Here is a 21,330-nt window from a genome sequence, read left to right as displayed (position 1 = left end):
TCAGAAGGAGAATACCCCTCCCTTATTCTTGGGCAGGATGCTCCACAGCCCCACAGGAAAAGTAGGCAAGGAATTCCTGATTGCCCGCCGGCCCTAAAATCGGCGAGGGGGTCACCCCATGGCACTGCCAACCTAATGCCTCGGCGGCTGCAATTACCTGATCCACCGCTTCTTGACGCGCCTTGGCATCGCGCACAACCCCATGTTTGCCTAGGCGATCGCGCCCCACTTCAAACTGCGGTTTAATCAAGGCAATCAGCTCTCGCGGCGGCAGCAGCAATTCCCAGAGGGCGGGTAAAACTTTAGTCAGCGAAATGAAAGAGACATCCACCACCCCCAGATCAGGACGAGGGGCAGCCTCGGTGTACAGATCAGCCGGTGTAAGATAGCGCAGGTTGGTCCGTTCCCGCAAAATGACGCGCGGGTCTTGGCGCAGCTTCCAGTCCACCTGCCCATAGCCAACATCAATGCCATAGACCAGCTTGGCACCCACTTGCAGCAGACAGTCGGTAAAGCCCCCCGTGGAAATCCCACCATCTAAACAGACGCGATCGCGCACCCCCACAGGAAAGACCTGTAGGGCATGGGCAAGTTTTTCACCCCCACGGGAAACATAGGCAGATTTTGCCTTCACCTGAACTGTGGCATCCACCGCCACCAGCGTACCCGGCTTATCAATAGGGACGTGGTTCACTTGGACTTGACCAGCGCGAATCCAACGTTGTGCCTGTTGGCGGCTCTCACACAGGTGCCGCGCCACAAGAAGACTATCCAAGCGTTGCTTACGGGGACTCATTGATCTTTCTGAAGGGGGGCAAAGGCAAAGAGCTGGTTGACATCAAGAGCTACCCCCCGCAACTGAGGTTGGGCAAAGAGAGTGGTTTTACTCTGCCAGAGGGGCAAAAAGGCCACGGCCTCGGCATTGAGTTCCTGAAGCTGACGCAAGAGCGCCCCGCGGCGTTGGGGATTGGCCTCACGACGGCTGGCCACAATCAGCTGGTTGGCCTTAGGACTGTAGAAAAAAGAACCCCACGCCGCACTGGCACCGCTTTCACAGCCTGTTTCCTCCGAACCGCGATCGCAACTCAGAAAGGGTTCAAGGTAGTTATCGGCATCGTAAAAATCACCATACCAGTCGAGCAACACCAAGGGATAGGCTCCCTTTTCTAGATTGCGGTAGATGGTCGCCGAATCGGCACTGTCTAATTGCACCTGAACGCGATCGCCCAAATCTCGTTCCAATGAAGCCTTAAGAACCGTTGCCGCCAAGACATTACTGGGAACATTGGCGCGGTACCACAGGTTGACCACCAAAGGCTGCTGGGGTGAAATGGCGGTGTTCTTCAACCAGTGTTCAATTTGAGCAGTATCCCCATCCCCATAGCGATCGCGAAAAACGGGGTCACTCACAGGAAATAAACTCGGCACCAGCGAGTACAGAGGTTCTGCCTCCCCCAAAAAGACCCGTTCCGTGAGGCGCCGGCGATTGACACTGGCCGCCAAAACCTGCCGCGCCGCCAATTGATCCCAAGGGGGTTGGCGCAGATTAATGCTTAGGAGGGTTACCGCGTTGCCTGCCCCCGTAATCACCTGCCAGTTCTTTGCTGCCGCTTGAGCCTTGAGGGCACGCATTTGATTGGGATCCAGCGCACCGATCGCCACATCCACAGCCCCCGTGCGAAAAGCATTGTAGAGATTGGCACTGCTGGAGAAAATTTGCAAACGAATGCCGGCATTTCGAGGTTTGGCGCCCCAATAATCGGCAAAGGGTTCAAGGCGCACCCCATCCGTACTGGAGGCCGCTAGACGGTAGGGGCCTGTGCCCACAAACTGCGTTGGCAAAAAGCGATCGCCGGCTGCTCGGTAAGCCGTGGGGGAAACGGCACACAGACCACTAAAGGCCAACAAGTGGGGGAAAGCCACAAAGGGTTCCTTGAGGCGAATTTCCAGCAAATCTTCGCCGATTGCCCTAATTTCCTGCACGCGTCCCGCCAACAGCGAAGCGGGTTGGCCGCCGCTATTCATAAACCGCTCAAGGGAAAAGGCCATGGCTGCGGCATTAAAGGGCGTGCCATCGTGGAAGCGAACCCCGCGCCGCAAGGGAATACGGTAGGTGAGGCCATCCTTGCTCACTTCAGGTAGGGCTGTGGCCAGTTGGGGAACAAGCTCTTTGCCTGCGTAGGTATAGAGGCGATCGCCCAAATTAAACAGCAGCAGTCCCGCCAGCGTTTCGTAGGCATCCGCAGGATCGAGGGTGCGCAGGCGAGCCGTCGTACCAATGACAATACTGTGATCCCCTTGGCGAAGCCCCTCAGCGCCACAGGCAACCAGCCACAGACTCAACAACAGGACAAGACATCTCCACAGTCGCTGTCGTGCCACGGACACACCCGCTCGGTACATCATCCACTAGAATAAAGGGCGAGCGATGGGACTCGAACCCACGAATGGTGGAACCACAATCCACTGCCTTAACCACTTGGCTACGCTCGCCATCTTTCCTGAGCTAGTCTTCTAGTATAGCATAGAGACTTTCCCATGAAAGTGCCCCTTGTTTCCCAAATTGTGGCACGCCCTCTCTGGTGGGGCGGCGGCGCCTTCTTTCTCCTAGGGATGATTACAGCCTGTCTCACCAATCCCACCCCTGCGGACTATCAACGCCATGCCGCAGCGGAAATGAACACCTTCCTTTTGACTCAAGTGTGTCCAGAGATCATCAATCGCGACAGCGCGATCGCCATGGTGGCTTTGGAGATCTGCGATCAACTGGAATCCCGCCCAGCAGAAGAGATTGAGCGTTACATTGCCTACAACACCCAAGCCTATAACCTTGGCGTGGCCACCCTCTTTGTCACCGAACTGCCGATCCAAACCGTTTGGAGCCTCGGCCTCTTTGGTCAAATTATTCCGCTAACGCTATAGAACCTCCTTTCCTCTAGTGGTAGGTGCAAAATGCAAAACTCCATCGCCCAAGATATTGACCTAGTTCTTTGGGGAAATGCTGTCCTAGGGGCAATTGCGGCCAATGAATGCTCAAGAGAGGAGTTTGAGTTCTCCCAGCCCGTGACATTTCTGGATCTGCAAAAAAAAGACCACTCATGGCGCGAAATTCCCTATGCCCCTGACCCTATGACTTGGTTGAAACGCCTGTGGGGGGAGGGTGCTGGAGCCTTGCAGTTATTCTACGAAGCCTCCCAAAATCCCGAAATTCCCGACCGCCTATCAGTTGTCTTTCCCGGCGGCGGTGGCCACTGGTTGGTTGAGGCGGTGAAGTCAACGGGGTGTGATTATTGGCGCAGCCGCTGGCGCTGGAGCGAACGCAACCAACATTGGGAAGTGGCCTATGGGCGTATTCTTTGCAATCATCCCCGCTTAGCTTCGCCGATGAGAGCCATTCCCCCAGCAACCATCCGCGCAGAGTTACTCACCCACCTAGACCAGATGATTGAGTTTGCTACCAACCATGACCAAGAGACCTTTGCCCGCACCTTTGACCTTGCCCGACAAATGCTCAACAGCCCTAGTTTACTCACTGAGGAGGAAACACCTTGGCCAGTGAGTCGCTTAGCCGAGATTTGCCAACAACTCTTGAGTGCCGCAGAGGTGGCTTGGGTCTTTGGCGGTATGGGGTCGTGGAATGATCTCACCTTTAGCGGTGACAGCCAAACGGAATACGAAACCCTATCGGATGCCCTCTATCAGTTACTCAATACTGCCATTGTTGTGGCTGTTAACTCGAGTGCGATCGCACCCGTTTCCTGAAACTCATAGTCGTACAGGGAGTATTTTTATGGCCTCTAATCGTTCACTCCTGTTGCTACTATTCCTCCTCCTCCTTGGGGCGCTAGGGTTAACCTTGATTGCCCATTGGCGGCGAATCTCCCTCTGGAACTATTGGGCTGTACCCTTGGGAGCCATCCTGCCTTGGCTACTGATCACTGCGCTACTCCTTTTTAGGATTAGCTTTATCCAAGATGCCGATACCAAACAGGCGGCGATCATGACCGCGCTCTTTCCAATCCTAGGAAGCATGGGCTGTTTCCTACTGAGCCTCGTTATCAGCCTATTCATTGATCCTGCCGTGACGGGAAGGAGTCGTTTTATCTCGTCTTTTGCGATTTCTGGGGGTGCAGGGGTGGTTTTCCTCTCTCCTGTGCTGTACGCCGTCTTTACCGCCGAATAGCCACTGCATCAAGGGGACATCGTCATGGTGGAGCAGGGAAGGGCTGTGCCAAGATATATCAACGAGGAGAAGCCGGTGAAAAACAATTATCATGATTGGGAAAACCCTTGGCGGGCGCTATAAACTCATTCGAGTCTTGGGGGCTGGGAACTTTGGCCAAACGTTTCTGGCTGAGGATATTCACCGTCCCATTCGTGCTAAGTGTGTGGTGAAGTACCTGCGCCCTGCCCGTACCGATGCGGCGTTTCTCCCTTTGGCGCGATCGCTCTTTCAGCGGGAGGCACAAACCCTAGAGCGGCTGGGTAGCCATGAGCAAATTCCTCGCCTCCTTGCCTACTTTGAGGAAGACCACGAGTTTTACCTTGTGCAGGACTTTATTGAAGGCCAAGTCCTACGGCAGGAATTGCTGCCGGGCTGTGCGTGGTCGGCGGCTCAAGTGATTGAGTTCCTCCAAGATGTCCTTGGGATTCTGAGCTTTGTGCATCAATGGGGTGTCATCCACCGCGACATTAAACCCGATAACTTAATTCGTCGCCAGTCGGATCGGCGCTTGGTGCTCATTGACTTTGGCGCGGTAAAGGAGATGGGGGTTTCCATCGGCGGCGGTACCCTTGTTGGAGAAACCAATGCCCAGACGATCGCCATCGGCACGCCGGGGTATATGGCTCCAGAGCAAGCCCAAGGTCGTCCCCGTCCGGCCAGCGATCTCTATTCCTTGGGAATGGTGGCTGTACAGGCGTTGACGGGGCTGAGTCCGCTACAGCTCACCCAAGACCCCTACGGCTGCTGGTGTTGGCAGGCCGCTGAACCGGTCAGCGATCGCTTGGTGCAGTTTGTTAACAAGCTAATTCATCCTTCCCCCTACGAGCGCTTTACCACGGCTGCCGATGCCCTTGCCAGCTTGCAACAGGTGGAGGTGCCCAAGTCCTTTTGGTTTCGCCTTGGTAAATTGCTGAAAACGCCCGTTCAAGACCTCTGGCGATCGCCGAGGAAGGATGAGGGGACTACTACGGTGCCGCCTAGTCCTCTTCCCCCCCAAACTACGGTACCCAAACTGGGGGTCACTCCCCCCACGGCCACTGCCGCCCCTTCCCCCCAAGGTCGCTATGTGTTTATTAGTCACTCCAGTGACGGCACCGATTTGCAATTGGCGAGTGCCCTCCAGGAGGTACTGCAAAAGGCGGGACACCAGCCCTTTATGGCCAGCCAAAGTATCCGTCTAGGGGAGGCATGGGCACAGCGGATTGATCAAGAACTGAAGCGGTGTGATTTCTTTGTCCTGTTGCTCTCGCAAACGGCAGCGCAAAGTGAAATGGTGCTTGAGGAGATCCGCACGGTCAAACAGTTGCAGGCCCAACGGCGCGATCGCCGTCCCGTCATCTTACCTGTGCGGGTGAATTTTCCCTTGGATATGCCCTTGAACTATGAGTTGCGCGGCTACCTGCATCGCCTCCAACAGCGCTTCTGGCGATCGCCAGCGGACACCGACACCCTACTGCAAGAGATTCTCGATTTGGTGAATGCCACGACAGCCCCTGTGGCAACGAGTAGCGAGGTGGCACAAGAAACCATTGCTGAACCCGCCCAAACCGGCACATTGATAAGGGATGGTGCTCCCGTTCCCGTAGCCGAGCCAGAACTCCCCGAAGGTCAAGTGGAAGTAGCCTCGGCCTTTTACATTGAGCGACCCCCCATTGAGCAACGCTGTCGCGAAACCCTCTTGCAACCCGGCTCCCTCATTCGCATCAAAGCCCCCCGCCAAATGGGCAAAACCTCACTCATGGCACGGCTCCTCTACCGTGCCACCCAAGAAGGCTATGGCACCGTTCCCCTCAGTTTTCAACTGGCGGATGCCCAAGTCTTCAGTGACTTGGAAAAACTGCTGCGTTGGCTCTGTGCCAGTGTTGGGCGGCGCTTAGGGTTAGAAAACCGTCTCAATGAGTATTGGGATGACATCTTTGGCAGCAAATACAACTGCACCACCTATTTTGAGGAGTATCTTCTACCCAATTGTCAAAAAGCGGGGACGCAATTTGAGGGTCGCCCCCTTGTCCTCGGCTTGGATGAAGTGGATCGGGTGTTTGAATATCCCGACGTGGCCAGTGACTTCTTTGGCCTGTTGCGGGCTTGGCATGAAGAGGGCAAAAACCGCGATATTTGGCGCAACCTGCGGCTGATTGTTGTTCATGGCACCGAGGTCTATATTCCCCTGGACATCAACCAGTCTCCCTTTAACGTTGGCCTAGCGGTTGATCTGCCGGAATTCAATCAAGAACAAATTGCCGAATTGTGTCGTCTGCATGGCCTAAGTCTCTCAGAGGGGCAGCTTCAAGACCTGCAGTACCTGGTGGGAGGTCATCCCTATCTGATTCGGCTGAGCCTCTACCATCTGGCGCGCCAAGACTTGACATGGCAAGAGCTAATGGCCAATGCGGCCTCAGAAACGGGGTTGTATCGCGATCACCTGCGACGCCAGTGGTGGCATCTCCAGCAGCAGGCAGACTTGGTGCCCGCCTTTAGGGAAATTCTCAAGGCAGAGAACGGCAGCCTTGTTGATAGCACTATTGGCTTTAAGCTCCATAGTTTGGGTCTGATTACTCTTGATGGGAATCTAGCGAAGGTACGCTGTGATCTCTACCGCCGCTATTTTGGCGATCGCCTCCACTAGTTGACTGAACCATTGGTAAGACAGGCAGCGGTTGTGCGAGCAACAACTCCCTTGCTAAGCTAAAGGTAAAGGGGTTCGGTTATCCGCCAATGACTCTGACCAGTCTTGGATCTGTATCCCGCTGCCCAGTTATCCTTTGCGGGTTATGCCGTCTATGACGTTAATGTACGTTGCGCCTCAATGGCAAACCCTAGCATTTCCCTCAACCCTTTTTCTGCAACCCATCTTAGAAATTCTAATTAGTGATCTTCCCCCCCAGTACAAAGAGGAAATTAGGCTAGGCCTCCAAGAAGCCCTCGTTAATGCCGCTCGGCACGGCAATCAACTCAACCCTGAAAAGCTAGTTTCCGTCCGTTATACCTTCTCTGCCGATCAATGCTGGTGGGTAATTACGGATCAAGGCGACGGCTTCTCACCGCCCAGTCATGTATCTGAGACCGCCGATGAGTTGTTGCCAGCCGCCGACTGTGAGTGTGGTCGGGGCTTATTTTTGATCTATGCCATCTTTGATGAGGTGTATTGGAATCCCAAAGGAACTGAAGTGAGCCTCTGCAAGTACCTCACACGAGGGGATCACAGCCGCTTTGGCTAGAGCGGAATGATATCAATCCAATGGCGATACTGGGGATCGCGGCCTTCAACAATGGCTTGTAATTGTTTTTGCAGTTGGAGGGTCAACGGGCGATCGCTGGGCAGGGTGTAGGTTTCAATACGACTCACGGGCACAATTCGCGCAGCCGTACCGGTTAAAAAGACCTCATCGGCAATCAACAGTTCCGTGCGATCCACCGGCCGCTCAATCACCTTGACACCGGCAGCTTGCGCCAGTTCAATCACACTGCGGCGGGTAATCCCCTCAAGAATATCTTGATCGACACTGGGGGTAATCAGTTGGCCTTCCCGCACTAGGAAGAGATTCATTCCCGTAGCTTCGCAGACTTTCCCCTGATCATTGAGGAGAATTGCTTCATCAAAACCGCTGGCAACTGCTTCTGTTTTTGCCAAGGCAGAGACAATATAGGAGGTGGTCAACTTGCCCCGCAGGGGAAACGAGCGATCGCACTGCCGCTGCCACGAACTAATCCGGCAGGTAACGCCTGCGGCAGAAAGGTAGTCGCCAAGGGGCATGCCATAAATGAGAAAATCCTTCTCAATATCATGGAGCCGGGGGGCAATGCCCAGCCCAGAAGTATAAACCAAAGGCCGAATATAAAAGGGCACGTTGGGTTGATTCCGCTGCACCCATTCAACAATCTTCGATTTAATTTCACTTGCCGGTAATTCATAGCCTAGATAGTGGGCACTGCGACTGAGACGACGACAGTGATCCTCAAGGCGAAACAGCAGGATTTCCTTGGCATTGGCCGGATTGGGCAGACCGCGCAGGCCGCCTAACGCTGCCGTACCGTAGTGAAGGGCATGGGTTGCCACAGAAATTTTGGCCTCTGCAAAGGGAACAAACTGACCGTTGAGATAGGCGTAGGGGAGAAAGTCATGCATGCGTTCAGTTAAAGTGTTTGCAATAGACGAATCAAACCCAAACTATCGGTTACAGTCTCAATAGTCTATCATTTTGGCTTGGCACTCCAACATCTAGGGCAAGGGCGCTTCTGAGGTTACTTCTTCCACATTCGAGACCTAGAGCACCAGCCGAAAGGGGCGCCGCATCTGCCGTTCGATAAACTGCTCCATCAGAGCCACCTGTTTGGGGGTCACAGGCTCCCGAGCCCGTACATTGAGGCGCACGACGGGGGGATCGGTGACCCAGCTGGTTTCCATGCTCAACAAATCCAGCCGTTGAAAAGTCAGTGTTCCCCGCGTCAGGGCTTGGCGCACCTGATGTTGTAAGCGTGTCTGCTCAATGAGGCGGCTAAAACTAATGGCCAAGGGAATCACCAACAAGCCCGTGAGGGCAGCCGCAATTGCCAGCGGACGCTGACCTTTTTGGAGGGGAATATACCCCACAATCACAAAAACCACCATACAAGCCAAGGCAATGCCGAGCAGGTTCGTCAAATACAGGAGGGTAGCTCCAATACTCAGCCGAGCATTCAACTGCGCTATTCCGAGGCCAATGGTACAGATAGGGGGCATCAGCGCAACGGCGATCTCCGTTCCGGCCAAGGTGCTGGAAACACGGGGTTCTGCTATCGCGTAGGCACTCACCGCCCCCGCTGCTACGGCAATCCCCAAATCCAGAAGATTGGGTTGTGAGCGTGCCATGATCTCACTGCCATAGACCTCAAGACCCACCATGACGCCAATCGTCCAAGACATACCAATAGCCACTAGGGTGCCGACAATCAAGGCAAAGGCCGCTTGCCAAAACATCTTAAACTCGCCAATGAGAGCCGCGAGAGCCAAGCCCCGTATGGGGAGCATCAGGGGCGCAATCACCATCGCCCCAATAATCACCGCTGCACTGTTGGAGAGTAACCCAAATGTGGCGATCGCGCAGGAGGCGATAATCAAGACCACATAGGGAATGTTCAGGTGGGATTCAGCATACAGCATCTGGATCAATTGATTGAGGCTTTCAGTCGTGCGACGATGGTAGCGGCAAGCTTGAACCTGATGCAGCCAATGGGCAAGGCGGTCTCTCATGGCTTGTTAGACATTGGATAAAACAGGATGGACTAGATCAATCCTACAAGAATTGCCATTGATCAAACGTCGCTGCTTGTCCGACAGGGGTGCCCATCTCATCCAAAACCGTCCAAATCCAAGCATTTTCAATGCGAAACCGTCGCCCAGAACGAGAGATGCGAACACCACTGTAGTTGTTGGTATAGCCTTGGCGGGCTGCTTGAGCAAGAAGTCTCGCCCGTTCCTCTTGGGCCATGGGTTCCGCCGTCAGCCGCGAAGGGAGCTGCACTAGTTCTCCCCACGACAGTTCCCACAAACTCAGGGCGGCTTGGTTGCCATAATTGAGGAGGGGATCGGTCTCACAGCCGTGGGAAAGCACTGGTTGTGACCAGTGAAACAACTGCTGCGCTAAGCACAAGCCATCCTCAGCAGCATCTGCTAGGAGCGATCGCCCCGTCCACTGCCGAAAACTGACACAAATTCGTCGTGCCTGCTGAATTACCTCTGGCTGCAACCAAGGCTCCATCGTTTAGGCAGTGGTCAATACGCGGCTAGCGGCGGCTACCCCAGCGCCAGGGCTAAAGTTGCTGTACCCCAATTCGCCAAGCACCGCTTCAAGGGCACTGATGGCTGCCAAAATATCGCGATCGCTCACAAAACCCAAGTGACCGACCCGGAAAATTTGCCCCTTGAGGTGATCTTGACCGCCTGCCAAGGCAATGTCAAAGCGTTTTTTCATCAGACTGCGGATTTTCTCGGCGTCCACACCCTGGGGAGCCACGGCGGTAATGGCCGGACTGGCACAGTGATCCGGCGCATAAAGAGGCAGGTTGAGGGCCTTCATGGCGGCACGGGTCGCCTGCATCAAGCGCTGATGGCGGGCAAAGATGTTCCCCAAGCCCTCCGCTTGCATCATCTCCAGAGCCGTTTTCAGGGCAAAGAAGAGATTCACGGGTGGCGTAAAGGGGGTTGTGTGCTTGGCTGCATCTTTGCGGTATTTGCCGAGGTCAAGATAGAACTTCGGCAGCGTCGCCGTTTTGTAGGCTTCCCAAGCCTTAGGACTCACACTGACAAAGGCCAACCCCGGTGGAATCATGTAGCCTTTCTGGGAGCCAGAACCGACGACATCTAACCCCCATTCATCTACGGGCACATTCACAGCCCCTAAACTGGTTACCGCATCCACAATGATCAAGGCTTGGCCATGGGCTTTGACATGGCGGTTAATGGCCTCTAGATCGTTAAGCACCCCGGTGGAGGTTTCACTGTGGGTAATGATCACCGCCTTAATTGTTTTGGCCGTATCTGCCTCTAGGGCTGCTTTGAAGTCATCGGGGTTGAGGGGTTGCCCCCAAGGGGCGCTAATGCGCTCGGTTTTGAGGCCGTAGGCATCGCATACTTCCCCCCAGCGATCGCCAAACTTACCGTTACAGCCCACAAGGACGCGATCGCCCGCACTGAGAAAGTTAATGATCCCGGCCTCCATTGCCCCTGTGCCACTGGCAGCCAAAATGAGTACATCATTCGTCGTCTGATGCAGCCATTTCAGTCCCGCCGTCACCGCCGCCATGATCTCGCTAAAGTCACCGCTGCGATGGCCAATGGGATGTTTGCTGAGGGAAAGGAGCACCGACTCCGGCACCGGCGTAGGCCCCGGAATCATTAACATTGATTTATCTTGCATTGTGAGTTGCGAACCAATTCTTAAAATGAAACGATTAAGCCCAGTGAGCAGCCATGTGCTCTGCCAAGTCCAGAACCCGCTGGCTATAGCCCCACTCGTTATCGTACCAAGCCACCACTTTCACCAGATTGCCCCCCATGACCATTGTTAGGGATGCATCCAAAATCGAGGAGGCATTATGACCTCGATAGTCGGAGGAGACCAGCTCCAATTCGCTGTAGTGGATAATCCCCTTCATGGTGGTTTCCGAGGCTTCCTTAATCACTTGGTTCACCTGCTCAGCAATGGTGGGTTTTTCCACCTGAGCCACAAAGTCCACCACCGACACATTGGGGGTGGGTACCCGCAGGGCAATCCCATTTAGCTTCCCTTGCAACTCCGGAATTACCAACCCTACTGCCTTGGCAGCCCCCGTAGAGGTGGGCACAATGTTCATTGCCGCTGCCCGCGCCCGCCGCAGATCGCGGTGACTTGCATCGAGTAGGCGTTGATCCCCCGTGTAGCTGTGGGTTGTCGTCATCATCCCGTGCTGAATGCCAAAGGTTTCATGGAGCACTTTGACAATGGGGGCTAAGCAGTTGGTGGTGCAACTGGCGTTGCTAACGATGTCTTCACTAGGATCGTAGGTGTGGTGATTCACCCCGACCACATACGTGGGGATATTGCCTTTGCCAGGTGCAGTAATGAGAACTTTCTTGGCTCCAGCACTTAGGTGCTTGCTGGCACCCTCGCGGCTGGTAAAGACCCCCGTGGCTTCAATGACCAGATCAATCCCCCAAGCGCTCCAGGGCAGATTTTCAGGGTTGCGATCGGACACGCATTTAACCGCATGACCATTGGCATAAATGCAGTCGTCGTCAGCGCTAATTTCGGCATCGTGGAAAATGCCCAACATCGAGTCATACTTCAGCAAATGGGCATTGGTACGGGGATCGGAGGTATCGTTGATGCCCACAATCTCTAGCTTGCTATTGGCTTTCCGCTGTAACCAGCAACGCATGAAGTTCCGACCGATGCGCCCAAAACCATTGATAGCGACTCTAACCACCTGATCCCTTCCTCTGTTTACTAACTCATGGCCAGAAATGATCTAGGAAACATTCTAAGGGGGAATGGTCATTTTATTTCGCTTTTTTTAGCGATGCACCAGAGACCGATCCTCAAGGGGCGCTGACAAGGCCTCCTCTAAGGGGGCACGGCCAAATCGCTCCTCCAGTAGATGCATCACAGTGCGGCCAAAGTCATTGGGATTGAGTCGCCAAGCCGCAAGGCACACTTCCCCAAAGACGGATCCCATGGGTTCGGGGTTCCAAAGCAGTTTCTTAGCGGTCCAAGGCATCAGGCTCATGGGGTTGTAGCCGGGACGCAAAATGCCGCGCTCAAGGGCATATTCCTCAAGGTGGGTATGGGGTTGCAGGCCAATGAAGAAGATGGCTGGCTCAACCTTATCAGCACCAAAGATACGTTCCAGTTCGCGGTGGTAGGCAATTGTCTGGGCAATGGTGTCGGGGCGCTCGTCAATGACATTGAAGGAGTAGTTCACCGAAACTAAAGCATTGAACCCGGCGGCTTTCAAATCACGGCAATTTTGCAGCACTGTCCGCAGGTTGTAGCCCATGCGCATTTTCCGCACGAGTTCTTGGGAGCCACTGGTAATGCCGATTTCAAAGTAGTTCATCCCCGTTTGCACCATTAGCTCGCATAGTTCGGGGGTGAGGTTGTCGGCACGGATGTAGGCTGCCCAGTGAATATCCTTTATGCCGGCTTTCTGGATTTCCCGCAGCAGGGCGATCGCGTCGGGGATAAATTTGCGAGCGGGGATAAATTGGGCATCGGTAAACCAAAAGTTGCGCACACCGCGATCGTAGAGCTGGCGCATTTCGGCGACGACTTCCTCAGCGGGGTTAATGCGCACCTGTTTGCCTTCAACAACGGTATAGACGCAGTAGCAGCAGTTGTGGGGACAGCCCCGTTTGGTTTGCACACCAATATAAAAGTCGCCCCCCTGAAGGTAATACTCAAATTCTGGCCAAATGGTCTCGATGTAGTCGTAGTTGCAGGCGGTTTTTTCAATGGGGGTTGGCCATTCGTGGATCAGGCGATCGCGGGGCTTTTCAACACCGGCAATGTAGCAACGCTCCCCGGAGATGGGTTGGTTCGTTAAGACTTTGTGGAGCAGTGTTTCCCCTTCACCAACAGAAACAATGGTGCCTTTGGGCAGTTGGGAACCCAGTTGTTCGTAAAAGACACTGACTGCACCGCCACCCACAATGGTCGTGACCTTGGGACGATAACGCTTGGCATGGTGAAGTCCCAAACGGATTAAGTTGAGGTTGCGCCAGAGTTCACCGTAGTAGGCACTCATCACCCGCAGACCCCCGATCGCCCCCCGCAACTTCACCAAGGGATTGCGAGCGTAATAGACCTCAAAGGCATTTTGCAGTGGATTGCCCCCCCGTCCCCCCACGGGGGCATAGATTTGAATATCCCGCCAAGAAAACACCAGATGCGTGGGTTGAAATTCATCAATCACTTGAGTAAGGGCACGGCGAAAATCAAGGGGCGGCACCGTTCCCAAATCAAAAATCCGTTGTTCAACACTGGGTAATTGCTTATGAATATAGTCGGCAAGATAAACGACACCAATGGGAAAAATGGGGTTGCAGGGGAGACGGATGTAGAGGACACGCGGGGACATAGGCCAGCCCAAGATCTATGGAAACGCTAAATATTTAATAAATCTCTATCGCTGTTTAGGTTTTAACACATTTGCGCCTTTGCAGCAGGGGATCACGGGAACTCAAGGAAAGAATCCACTGTGCATCCTGTAGTTGAGTTTACAACTGTATTAAATTGGCAATGTTAGGCTAACAAGGGTAAAGCCATGTCCTATAACAAAGCCACTAAATTCCTATGCCGCAAATCTTTGATCTCATCCCCACCGAGAGTTGCGATCGCATCCTCTGCTGTTATGTCAACGCCACCGGCAAAATTCAGGTGGTGCGGATTACAAACATTCCCAATTGGTACTTTGAGCGGGTGGTGTTTCCGGGGCAACGCCTCCTTTTTGAATCCCCACGGGCAGGGCAACTGGAAGTTCACAGCGGCCTGATGGCCAGTGCCATCCTCTCGGATACAATTCCCTGTACCGACTTCCAAGTGCAAGAGGGGGAAGATCATTTTTCACCCCTGCTTCTGTCAGCCAACGGCGGCTAGAATTGTCCGATGAGAATTACGATCCCTTGAACCGCCCCCACACGATTGCCGTTTTGGCCAGTAGTTTAGACGGCGGCCTTGCCCGTGCGGATGCCCCGGCTCGACGGATTGCCTCGGCCTATGACTTTCAGCATCTTGAACAGCAGGTGGCTCAAGTAGATGCCGTCCTCTTTGGGGCGACAACCTTGCGCTTGGGGGGAACGGCAATGCGTCTTCAATCTCCCTATCTCATTGCTGAGCGGGAACGGCAGGGGCGATCGCCCCAACCCTTGCAAATTGTCTGCTCTGCTAGGGGTGAATTAGACCTCAATCTTCCCTTCTTTCGCCAGCCGATTCGCCGTGCCCTGCTGACCACCGAGAAAGGCGCCAGCCGCTGGCAAGGATCCACTGCCTTTGATTACTGTTGGGGCGTAGGAGACAAAGAAATTGACTGGCCAAGGGCATTTAGGTGCCTTCAAGGGGCGGGGGTGCAAACCTTGGCTGTGTTGGGGGGAGGGCGACTTTTTGCTTCCTTGGTGCAGATTGCTGCCGTTGATGAACTGTGGTTGACCCTCTGCCCACTGCTCTTGGGGTCGGCAGCCCCCAGTCTCTATCCCAATGCAGTCGAATTCTCGGGGACGTTGACCCTTCTCAATGTCTTGCCGGTGGGCAATGAGGTGTATCTCCACTATCGTCTCAACTATGCTTGGCCCGTTGCGAATAAATCTCCGGCGAATCTCATCAGTTCTCATCAGTTGTGATCTCCATCTCCAAGGGTGAGGCAAGAATGCAGTCACAGTAATTTAATACGGGTGGCGAATGCCAACCCCATGTAACACCAATGCTCCCCGCTGCGCCCCCCCGCTGAGCCATGAGGCCATCACTATCGGCATCGCCAATGACCACGGTTTGATCGGGGCGCACCCCCAGGCGATCGCACACCCTGAGGAATACCTGCGGATCGGGCTTTGGGGGCGGCTCATCTCCCCCCTGCCAGAGGCGAAAAAAGGGCTTCAAGTGATAGCTGTCTAAAAAAGCCTCGATCTCTGAGGTGCGATCGCCGGAGATAATCGCCAAGACACATCCCAAGCTATGGAGCCGTTGCACCAGCTCAATCACCCCCGGCAGGGGCGGGGTTAACGCTGCTTTGGCAGTCAATTCTCGGTCTGCTTCCGCAAAGGCAGCGATCGCCCGTTCTAGGGCGGCAATCCAGGGAATTCCCTGGGTGGCCACAAAGGCTGCGGCGGCAATCAGATTCTCTTGGCGTGTCCCCACCGCTTGTAATCCGGTTGGATCGAGATGGTTGCCTTTCACCCCAAAGGCCTGAAGTAGCGACTCTTTGAGATTGGGAAAGTGATTGGCAATTTTCACAGCGCGGGCGATCGCTAGCCGCCTCAGGTAATAGGCAACGTCTGCGAGTGTGCCATCCTTATCAAACACGACTGCTGCTACTGACCTAAAACAGTGCCCCCGACACCGTAGCCGCACCATGGATAAAACCTCAGGTAGTAGGATCAAAACACATCAGAAGATCAGTTAACGAGGATGCTTCCCCCTTGATTATCGTCATTGATAACTACGACAGCTTCACCTACAACCTTGTCCAGTACCTAGGGGAGCTGGGGCAGGAGTTCCCCGTGGCAGCAGACCTGCGGGTTTTTCGCAACGATAAGATCACCTTGGATGAGATCGCTGCCCTTGCGCCGGCGGCTCTCGTTATTTCTCCCGGTCCCGGTCGCCCGGCGGCTGCCGGTATTTCTGAAGCCCTAATCCGTACCTATGCCGGCCAACTGCCCATCCTAGGGGTGTGCTTGGGACATCAGGCGATTGGTGAAGTTTTTGGTGGCACGGTAATGCGAGCACCCACCCTCATGCACGGCAAAACCTCGCCCATTTACCACAAGGGTGTGGGAGTGTTCCAAGATTTGCCCCAACCCTTTACAGCAACGCGCTACCACAGTTTGGTGATTGATCGTGCCAGTTGCCCCGATGTCCTAGAAATTACAGCTTGGACAGAGGATGACCTAATTATGGGCGTGCGCCACCGCCACTATCCGACGCTGGAAGGGGTGCAATTCCATCCGGAGAGTATTCTCACCACCTGCGGTAAAGACCTGCTGCGGAACTTTTTGCGACGGGTGTCCAGTCCATCGTTGTGAGCCAGCCACTTTTCGGTACACTGGGCTGGGATGGCGTTGTGGGGAGAAAAAATGGAACGGCGGCAGTTCTTGCGCTTGGCTCAACTTGGGGCGATCGCCAGCCTCGGTGGACATTGGGCAGCCCATGCCCAAGGGAGTGGTCTCTCTCTGCAATGGTTTGGCCATACCTGTTTTCTCTTTAGCGGCAGTGTTCAGCGGGTACTGGTGAATCCCTTCCGTCCCCTGGGTTGCACCAAAGGATTGCGGCCTCCCCGTGTTGCTGCCGATATTGTCATGATTAGCAGTCGCCTCTTCGACGAAGGCTACATCGAAGGCTTACCCGGTCGACCGAAACTGCTCTTTCAACCCGGCTCCTACAAAGTTAATGGTTTGAGTATTCAGGGCATCCGCACCAACCATGACCGCATCGGTGGTTTCCGCTTTGGCGTCAATGTGGTTTGGCGCTGGCAGCAGGGGGGCATCAATCTCCTGCACATGGGCGGCATTGCTATGCCCATCACGATTGAACAACGAATTCTCATGGGACGGCCGGATGTGATGATTGTGCCGGTGGGGGGGAGTGATAAGGCCTATAGGGCTGAGGAGGCCAAGGCGGCCATTGAGGTTCTCCAACCGCGTTTGGTGATTCCTGCCCACTATCGGACGGCGGCGGCTGACCCCAACAATTGTGATCTGACGGGGCTAGAGGACTTTTTGAAAGTCATGGAGGGAACCCCCGTTCGCCGCAGTAGTGGTGCGTCCCTCAGTTTATCGGCAGCCAATCTGCCGCAGAATACGACTATTCAAGTCCTCAGTATTTGATCAGAAAAACGGCTATATTGTGAGTCATTGTTTCCCGTAGAACAAGTAGCAAGTTGAGGAAACGCCATGATTCAGGTCGAACACCTGACCAAGGTTTACGGTACAACCGTTGCCCTACGGGATGTCAGCTTTTCGGCCGCCAGCGGTGAAATTCTCGGTCTCCTTGGCCCCAATGGTGCGGGTAAAACCACCACAATGCGCATTTTAGCGGGGTATCTACCGGCAACAAGTGGCACGGCCTCGATTGCCGGTTATGAAGTCCACACAGATCCAATGGCGGTACGGCAGCGCATTGGCTATCTGCCAGAAAATCCTCCCCTCTACACGGAAATGACGGTGGCAGGCTATTTGCACTTTGTGGCTCGCATTAAGGGTGTCAGTGCCGGCGATCGCCCCCAGCGGGTGGAATATGCCCTCAAAAGCTGTGGCCTCTGGGATCAGCAACGGACAATTATTCGCAAACTCTCGAAGGGCTATCGGCAGCGGGTCGGCATTGCCCAAGCCATCGTCCACGATCCGCCCGCCATCATTCTGGATGAACCCACGGTCGGTCTCGATCCCCGTCAAATTATTGAAGTGCGCAACCTGATTAAAAACTTGGCGGGACAGCATACGGTGATTCTTTCTACCCATATTTTGGCGGAAGTGAGCATGACCTGCGATCGCGCTGTGATTATTCACAAAGGCGAAGTGGCGGGCATTGGCAAACTCGATGAACTGCTGCAACACCTCAGCGGCAGCTACACCTATGACCTCGAACTCGTGGGCGATCGCTCCCAGATCGAAGCGCTCCTGCAGCGGCTGCCGGCGCTGCAACAGATCGACTGGGGACATAGTCCTCCCGCAGGACGACAGCAGCTTCGGGTGAGTAGCTCAACGGAAATCGGTGCCGATCTCGCCAGTCTCTTGGTTCAAAACGGGGTGCAACTGTTTGAAATGCGCCGCTCCCGTGCCAACCTAGAGGAGGTGTTCTTGAAGCTAACGACCGATGAACCAGCCGCAGAACCCAGCAATGAACTCGAAGAAGCCCATGCCTAGGATCTCCCTCCACGGGCTGCGTGTCCTTCTTGCCAACATTCTGGCCATCTATCGCCGTGAACTCCAGAGTTACTTTACTGCCCCCTTCTACTATGTGATTGCCGGAGTGTTCTGGCTGCTCAGCGGCCTCTTTTTCCTTGTTGTCATGACGACGATTGTGAGCCAAGTGGCTCAGCAGGATTTGCTGCAACAGCAGTTTGGGGCACCGAGCCAAGCCATTGATGTGCCCAAGCTGATTCTCGAAAGCTTCCTTGGACTCCTAGGCTCCATTTCCCAAGTGATTCTGCCCATGCTCTCGATGGGACTCTACACCGAAGAGCGCAAACGTGGCACCCTTGAACTGTTGGCCACCTCGCCCATTACCAACTGGTGTGTAGCAACGGGTAAGCTTTTGGCAGTGCTGACGTTCTATACTACGCTCCTGCTGCCTGTTATTGTTTATCAGTTTGTGGCTCTGCGGCAGAGTACGCCCCCCCTCTCCCCTTGGCTGATTCTGGCGGGCAATGGCGGACTGATTCTCTTAGCAGCGGCGGTTCTCTCCTTAGGGATGTTTCTCTCGTCCTTGACCGATAGCACGATCTTGGCGGCCATTTTGGGGTTTGCTGTCTTGCTGATTCTCTGGGTGCTGGATGTCTTGGCCAAAAATACGGGGGGGAATCTCAGTGATCTCCTCAGCTATCTCTCACCGCTGGAGCACTTTACCCACCTGACGCGAGGCATTTTCCGCACCAGCAGCCTTGTTGTCTTTGGCAGTTATATTTTCCTCGGTATTTTCCTCACCGCACAATCCATTGATGCCTTTCGCTACCAGCGCAATTAGGGAGTACATGGGATGAAACGCTTTGCCCTAGGCTCATCCGAACGATTGACCACGCTATTGCTGTGGGCGGCACCACTCTTCATCATTGCCGGCTTGAGTGCTGGCATTGTCACCAATCGCTGGAATTGGCTGCCTTTGGGTCTTTTAGCCTTGGGGGGCATTGCCCTGCTGCTGTGGCTGATCCAGCAAAGTCGTGTCTCCACGGGGTTTTGGGGGCGGCGTTCTACCCAAACGAGTACCAATGCTCTCCTGACGGTAATTGCCGTGATTGCCCTATTGGGCATTGTCAACTTTCTGGCCGATCGCTACAGTGTTGAGGTCGATCTCACGGAAAACCGTGCCTTTACCCTCGCAGCAGAAACCCGCGATGTCCTGCAAAATCTGGATCAGCCGGTGCGGGTCTTGGTGTTTGATGCCAATGCCACCCCTCGCGATCGCCTGCTGTTGGAGCAATACCGCCGTCAGGCCAAGCAGCAGTTTTCCTTTGAGTTCATTGACCCCCAAGAACAGCCGGCTCTTGCCAAAAAGTACAATGTGACCCAAGTGGGGCAAGTGGTTGTGGTGGCAGGGAAGAAAACCCAGCGCATTGATGAAGCCCTTTCCGAAAGCAACCTCACCCCTGCCCTGATTCGTGTCACCAGCGATCGCGCCCTCCACGCCTATTTCACCACGGGGCACAATGAACTTCCCCTTGCGGGGGGAGCAGCCAGCCTCGGTGAAGTGGCCAAACTCCTCGAACAGCGGGATGTGAAACTCCTGCCCCTGAATTTATTAGAGAAGGGGAAAATTCCTGAGGATGCCGATGTCATTGTTGTCGCTGGCTCCCGGCAGCCCTTTTTACGGCTTGAGCAGGATCTTCTCAAGGAGTACCTCAATCGTGGTGGCAGTTTACTGCTCATGTTAGACGTGGATGTGAACATCGGCCTTGATGATTTACTGAAAAATTGGGGACTGACGCTGGATAATCGCTGGATCATTGATGGCTCTGGTGTGGGTCAGCAGGTGGGACTCGGTCCCGATACGATTATTGTCACCACCTATGGCAATCACCCCATTACCCAACGCTTTGCCCAAGGGCCGAGTGTCTTTCCGCGGGCACAGGCGATTCGCATTGATCCTGTCAAGGATGATGACATTGTGGAGATTGCCCTCTCCGGCCCGCAAACTTGGGCAGAAACGGACTGGCAGTCGGGCAACCTTGAATTCACCGAAGGCGTAGATACCAAAGGCCCTCTGCCGATTGGCGTGGCAATTACTCGTCAGTTAAGTGAAAATCCACCGAAGGAAGCCCGCTTAGTTGTCTTTGGCGACTCAGAGTTTGCGACCGATGGCGTCATTGCCTACCAAGGGATCAATAGCGATCTGTTTGTCAATTCTGTGCTCTGGCTCGGCGATCGCGACCAGAAGGCACTTTCCATTCGGCCTCGCGAAACAACGAATCGCCGCCTGCAACTCAATGTCACCACCAGTCGTTGGCTAGAGATAATCAGCGTGTTTCTCTTACCCCTTGTAGGTTTTGGCTCAGCTGTCTTTGTCTGGTGGCGGCGACGCTGACTCTTCGCTCTGGCAGGTATTTCCCATAGGACAATGCTGCTCCTGAGGGCGATCGCCACTCTAACCGGTTACCTATTGACCTTGCCCGTTGCTTGGATCCCCGGCCAGCGATCGCCCGCCCAGACCCCTGATCCCTGAGAAATCATTAACAGAATATAAAATTCAGACACAACCCTTTACATTTTCCTGAGAGATTGATTAATATAAGGTTACATTCCGTTGCACAACGCCAGTGAGTACTCCTGAAGACTTTCAGGGACTTGACTTGGAATTGTAAGCGGTTTGTAACATTTATTCATCTTGTTCAACAGGACTTATCACTATGACGACTGCTTTACAACGTCGCGAGCAACTGAACCTGTGGGAGCAATTTTGTAGCTGGGTCACCAGCACCAACAACCGCCTCTATGTAGGCTGGTTCGGCGTGTTGATGATCCCCACTCTGCTCGCTGCTACCATCTGCTTTGTGATTGCCTTCATCGCTGCTCCCCCTGTGGACATCGATGGCATCCGTGAGCCCGTCGCTGGCTCCTTGCTCTATGGCAACAACATCATCACGGGTGCGGTTGTCCCCTCCAGCAACGCCATTGGCTTGCACTTCTACCCCATTTGGGAAGCTGCTTCCCTCGATGAGTGGCTCTA

General features: G+C 54.4%; 21 protein-coding genes, 1 tRNA gene and 1 pseudogene. 13 read left to right on the top strand and 10 right to left on the bottom strand.

Translation table 11 applies throughout. The features are described 5' to 3' along the window. Positions 1 to 22 precede the first annotated feature (22 nt). From ACK4IR_RS08780 to ACK4IR_RS08770, 3 genes are all read right to left on the bottom strand, one after another. Positions 23 to 796, bottom strand: coding sequence for a TlyA family RNA methyltransferase (locus ACK4IR_RS08780; RefSeq protein WP_409873992.1), 774 nt, complete (start codon positions 794 to 796; stop codon positions 23 to 25). Further along, positions 793 to 2,388 carry an ABC transporter substrate-binding protein gene (locus ACK4IR_RS08775; RefSeq protein WP_409873991.1) on the bottom strand — a complete coding sequence of 532 codons (1,596 nt, stop codon included), beginning with the start codon at positions 2,386 to 2,388 and terminating at the stop codon, positions 793 to 795. The genes ACK4IR_RS08780 and ACK4IR_RS08775 overlap by 4 nt, the downstream gene beginning before the upstream one ends. A gap of 32 nt (positions 2,389 to 2,420) precedes the next feature. Then, positions 2,421 to 2,493, bottom strand: a tRNA-His gene (locus ACK4IR_RS08770). A 45-nt stretch (positions 2,494 to 2,538) separates the two neighbouring features. Here ACK4IR_RS08770 and ACK4IR_RS08765 point away from each other — a divergent pair. From ACK4IR_RS08765 to ACK4IR_RS08745, 5 genes are all read left to right on the top strand, one after another. Beyond that, positions 2,539 to 2,922, top strand: a complete 384-nt coding sequence (locus ACK4IR_RS08765) for a DUF4359 domain-containing protein (RefSeq protein ID WP_409873990.1) — start codon at positions 2,539 to 2,541, stop codon at positions 2,920 to 2,922. A gap of 30 nt (positions 2,923 to 2,952) precedes the next feature. Then, on the top strand, positions 2,953 to 3,762 hold the full coding sequence (locus ACK4IR_RS08760; RefSeq protein ID WP_409868667.1) for a hypothetical protein: 810 nt from the start codon (positions 2,953 to 2,955) through the stop codon (positions 3,760 to 3,762). A gap of 28 nt (positions 3,763 to 3,790) precedes the next feature. Continuing rightward, positions 3,791 to 4,183: a hypothetical protein gene (locus ACK4IR_RS08755; RefSeq protein ID WP_409873989.1), complete on the top strand. Its 393-nt coding sequence runs from the start codon at positions 3,791 to 3,793 to the stop codon at positions 4,181 to 4,183. A gap of 91 nt (positions 4,184 to 4,274) precedes the next feature. Continuing rightward, positions 4,275 to 6,851 carry an AAA-like domain-containing protein gene (locus tag ACK4IR_RS08750; protein ID WP_409873988.1) on the top strand — a complete coding sequence of 859 codons (2,577 nt, stop codon included), beginning with the start codon at positions 4,275 to 4,277 and terminating at the stop codon, positions 6,849 to 6,851. 154 nt (positions 6,852 to 7,005) lie between these two features. Further along, a complete protein-coding gene (locus ACK4IR_RS08745; protein WP_409873987.1) occupies positions 7,006 to 7,443 on the top strand; it encodes an ATP-binding protein in 438 nt (145 codons plus the stop codon). Here the strand turns inward: ACK4IR_RS08745 and ACK4IR_RS08740 are convergent. The 6 genes from ACK4IR_RS08740 to ACK4IR_RS08715 all read right to left on the bottom strand — a co-directional run bounded on the left by ACK4IR_RS08740 (position 7,440) and on the right by ACK4IR_RS08715 (position 13,819). After that, the gene (locus ACK4IR_RS08740) at positions 7,440 to 8,351 is read right to left on the bottom strand and encodes a branched-chain amino acid transaminase (RefSeq protein ID WP_409873986.1); all 912 of its coding nucleotides are present in this window, start codon (positions 8,349 to 8,351) and stop codon (positions 7,440 to 7,442) included. The genes ACK4IR_RS08745 and ACK4IR_RS08740 overlap by 4 nt on opposite strands. A 138-nt stretch (positions 8,352 to 8,489) precedes the next feature. Beyond that, positions 8,490 to 9,455 (bottom strand): DUF389 domain-containing protein, encoded by a 966-nt coding sequence (locus tag ACK4IR_RS08735; RefSeq protein WP_409873985.1) that lies wholly within the window; start codon positions 9,453 to 9,455, stop codon positions 8,490 to 8,492. 43 nt (positions 9,456 to 9,498) lie between these two features. After that, on the bottom strand, positions 9,499 to 9,963 hold the full coding sequence (locus ACK4IR_RS08730; protein WP_409873984.1) for an MEKHLA domain-containing protein: 465 nt from the start codon (positions 9,961 to 9,963) through the stop codon (positions 9,499 to 9,501). Between the two features lie 3 nt (positions 9,964 to 9,966). Then, positions 9,967 to 11,121, bottom strand: a complete 1,155-nt coding sequence (locus ACK4IR_RS08725; RefSeq protein WP_409873983.1) for a pyridoxal-phosphate-dependent aminotransferase family protein — start codon at positions 11,119 to 11,121, stop codon at positions 9,967 to 9,969. A gap of 34 nt (positions 11,122 to 11,155) precedes the next feature. Beyond that, positions 11,156 to 12,169: a type I glyceraldehyde-3-phosphate dehydrogenase gene (locus ACK4IR_RS08720; protein WP_409873982.1), complete on the bottom strand. Its 1,014-nt coding sequence runs from the start codon at positions 12,167 to 12,169 to the stop codon at positions 11,156 to 11,158. Positions 12,170 to 12,256: 87 nt separating this feature from the next. Beyond that, positions 12,257 to 13,819, bottom strand: coding sequence for a photosystem II high light acclimation radical SAM protein (locus ACK4IR_RS08715; RefSeq protein ID WP_409873981.1), 1,563 nt, complete (start codon positions 13,817 to 13,819; stop codon positions 12,257 to 12,259). 215 nt (positions 13,820 to 14,034) lie between these two features. Between ACK4IR_RS08715 and ACK4IR_RS08710 the strand changes: the two genes are divergently transcribed. Both ACK4IR_RS08710 and ACK4IR_RS08705 read left to right on the top strand, forming a co-directional pair. Then, positions 14,035 to 14,337 (top strand): DUF1830 domain-containing protein, encoded by a 303-nt coding sequence (locus ACK4IR_RS08710; RefSeq protein WP_409873980.1) that lies wholly within the window; start codon positions 14,035 to 14,037, stop codon positions 14,335 to 14,337. A gap of 2 nt (positions 14,338 to 14,339) precedes the next feature. After that, positions 14,340 to 15,077 (top strand): RibD family protein, encoded by a 738-nt coding sequence (locus tag ACK4IR_RS08705; RefSeq protein WP_409873979.1) that lies wholly within the window; start codon positions 14,340 to 14,342, stop codon positions 15,075 to 15,077. Here the strand turns inward: ACK4IR_RS08705 and ACK4IR_RS08700 are convergent. Then, entirely contained in the window at positions 15,058 to 15,756 is a 699-nt protein-coding gene (locus tag ACK4IR_RS08700) for an HAD family hydrolase (RefSeq protein ID WP_409873978.1), read from the bottom strand. The genes ACK4IR_RS08705 and ACK4IR_RS08700 overlap by 20 nt on opposite strands. A gap of 116 nt (positions 15,757 to 15,872) precedes the next feature. Between ACK4IR_RS08700 and ACK4IR_RS08695 the strand changes: the two genes are divergently transcribed. The 6 genes and pseudogenes from ACK4IR_RS08695 to ACK4IR_RS08670 form a co-directional block, all read left to right on the top strand. After that, positions 15,873 to 16,475 carry an anthranilate synthase component II gene (locus ACK4IR_RS08695; RefSeq protein WP_409873977.1) on the top strand — a complete coding sequence of 201 codons (603 nt, stop codon included), beginning with the start codon at positions 15,873 to 15,875 and terminating at the stop codon, positions 16,473 to 16,475. A 51-nt stretch (positions 16,476 to 16,526) separates the two neighbouring features. Continuing rightward, entirely contained in the window at positions 16,527 to 17,276 is a 750-nt protein-coding gene (locus ACK4IR_RS08690; RefSeq protein WP_409873976.1) for an MBL fold metallo-hydrolase, read from the top strand. A gap of 66 nt (positions 17,277 to 17,342) precedes the next feature. Further along, a complete protein-coding gene (locus ACK4IR_RS08685; protein WP_409873975.1) occupies positions 17,343 to 18,314 on the top strand; it encodes an ABC transporter ATP-binding protein in 972 nt (323 codons plus the stop codon). After that, positions 18,307 to 19,134, top strand: a complete 828-nt coding sequence (locus tag ACK4IR_RS08680; RefSeq protein WP_409873974.1) for an ABC transporter permease — start codon at positions 18,307 to 18,309, stop codon at positions 19,132 to 19,134. Before ACK4IR_RS08685 ends, ACK4IR_RS08680 begins: the two co-directional genes overlap by 8 nt. Before the next feature lie 12 nt (positions 19,135 to 19,146). Beyond that, positions 19,147 to 20,688 (top strand): GldG family protein, encoded by a 1,542-nt coding sequence (locus tag ACK4IR_RS08675; protein ID WP_409873973.1) that lies wholly within the window; start codon positions 19,147 to 19,149, stop codon positions 20,686 to 20,688. Between the two features lie 322 nt (positions 20,689 to 21,010). Further along, positions 21,011 to 21,330, top strand: a pseudogene (locus ACK4IR_RS08670) (photosystem II q(b) protein); the annotation flags it as partial.

The organism is Thermosynechococcus sp. (genome assembly GCF_046299635.1).
GTDB lineage: Bacteria > Cyanobacteriota > Cyanobacteriia > Thermosynechococcales > Thermosynechococcaceae > Thermosynechococcus.
This window is presented reverse-complemented; position numbering and strand designations above follow the sequence as displayed.

Bases quoted from the DNA above. Each gene is read 5' to 3' on its own strand.
- ACK4IR_RS08715 (WP_409873981.1), bottom strand. From the start codon at position 13,819: ATGTCCCCGCGTGTCCTCTACATCCGTCTCCCCTGCAACCCCATTTTT.
- ACK4IR_RS08725 (WP_409873983.1), bottom strand. From the start codon at position 11,121: ATGCAAGATAAATCAATGTTAATGATTCCGGGGCCTACGCCGGTGCCG.
- ACK4IR_RS08710 (WP_409873980.1), top strand. From the start codon at position 14,035: ATGCCGCAAATCTTTGATCTCATCCCCACCGAGAGTTGCGATCGCATC.
- ACK4IR_RS08750 (WP_409873988.1), top strand. From the start codon at position 4,275: ATGATTGGGAAAACCCTTGGCGGGCGCTATAAACTCATTCGAGTCTTG.
- ACK4IR_RS08675 (WP_409873973.1), top strand. From the start codon at position 19,147: ATGAAACGCTTTGCCCTAGGCTCATCCGAACGATTGACCACGCTATTG.
- ACK4IR_RS08685 (WP_409873975.1), top strand. From the start codon at position 17,343: ATGATTCAGGTCGAACACCTGACCAAGGTTTACGGTACAACCGTTGCC.
- ACK4IR_RS08690 (WP_409873976.1), top strand. From the start codon at position 16,527: ATGGAACGGCGGCAGTTCTTGCGCTTGGCTCAACTTGGGGCGATCGCC.
- ACK4IR_RS08735 (WP_409873985.1), bottom strand. From the start codon at position 9,455: ATGAGAGACCGCCTTGCCCATTGGCTGCATCAGGTTCAAGCTTGCCGC.
- ACK4IR_RS08760 (WP_409868667.1), top strand. From the start codon at position 2,953: ATGCAAAACTCCATCGCCCAAGATATTGACCTAGTTCTTTGGGGAAAT.
- ACK4IR_RS08765 (WP_409873990.1), top strand. From the start codon at position 2,539: ATGAAAGTGCCCCTTGTTTCCCAAATTGTGGCACGCCCTCTCTGGTGG.
- ACK4IR_RS08780 (WP_409873992.1), bottom strand. From the start codon at position 796: ATGAGTCCCCGTAAGCAACGCTTGGATAGTCTTCTTGTGGCGCGGCAC.
- ACK4IR_RS08740 (WP_409873986.1), bottom strand. From the start codon at position 8,351: ATGCATGACTTTCTCCCCTACGCCTATCTCAACGGTCAGTTTGTTCCC.
- ACK4IR_RS08730 (WP_409873984.1), bottom strand. From the start codon at position 9,963: ATGGAGCCTTGGTTGCAGCCAGAGGTAATTCAGCAGGCACGACGAATT.
- ACK4IR_RS08680 (WP_409873974.1), top strand. From the start codon at position 18,307: ATGCCTAGGATCTCCCTCCACGGGCTGCGTGTCCTTCTTGCCAACATT.
- ACK4IR_RS08755 (WP_409873989.1), top strand. From the start codon at position 3,791: ATGGCCTCTAATCGTTCACTCCTGTTGCTACTATTCCTCCTCCTCCTT.
- ACK4IR_RS08745 (WP_409873987.1), top strand. From the start codon at position 7,006: ATGACGTTAATGTACGTTGCGCCTCAATGGCAAACCCTAGCATTTCCC.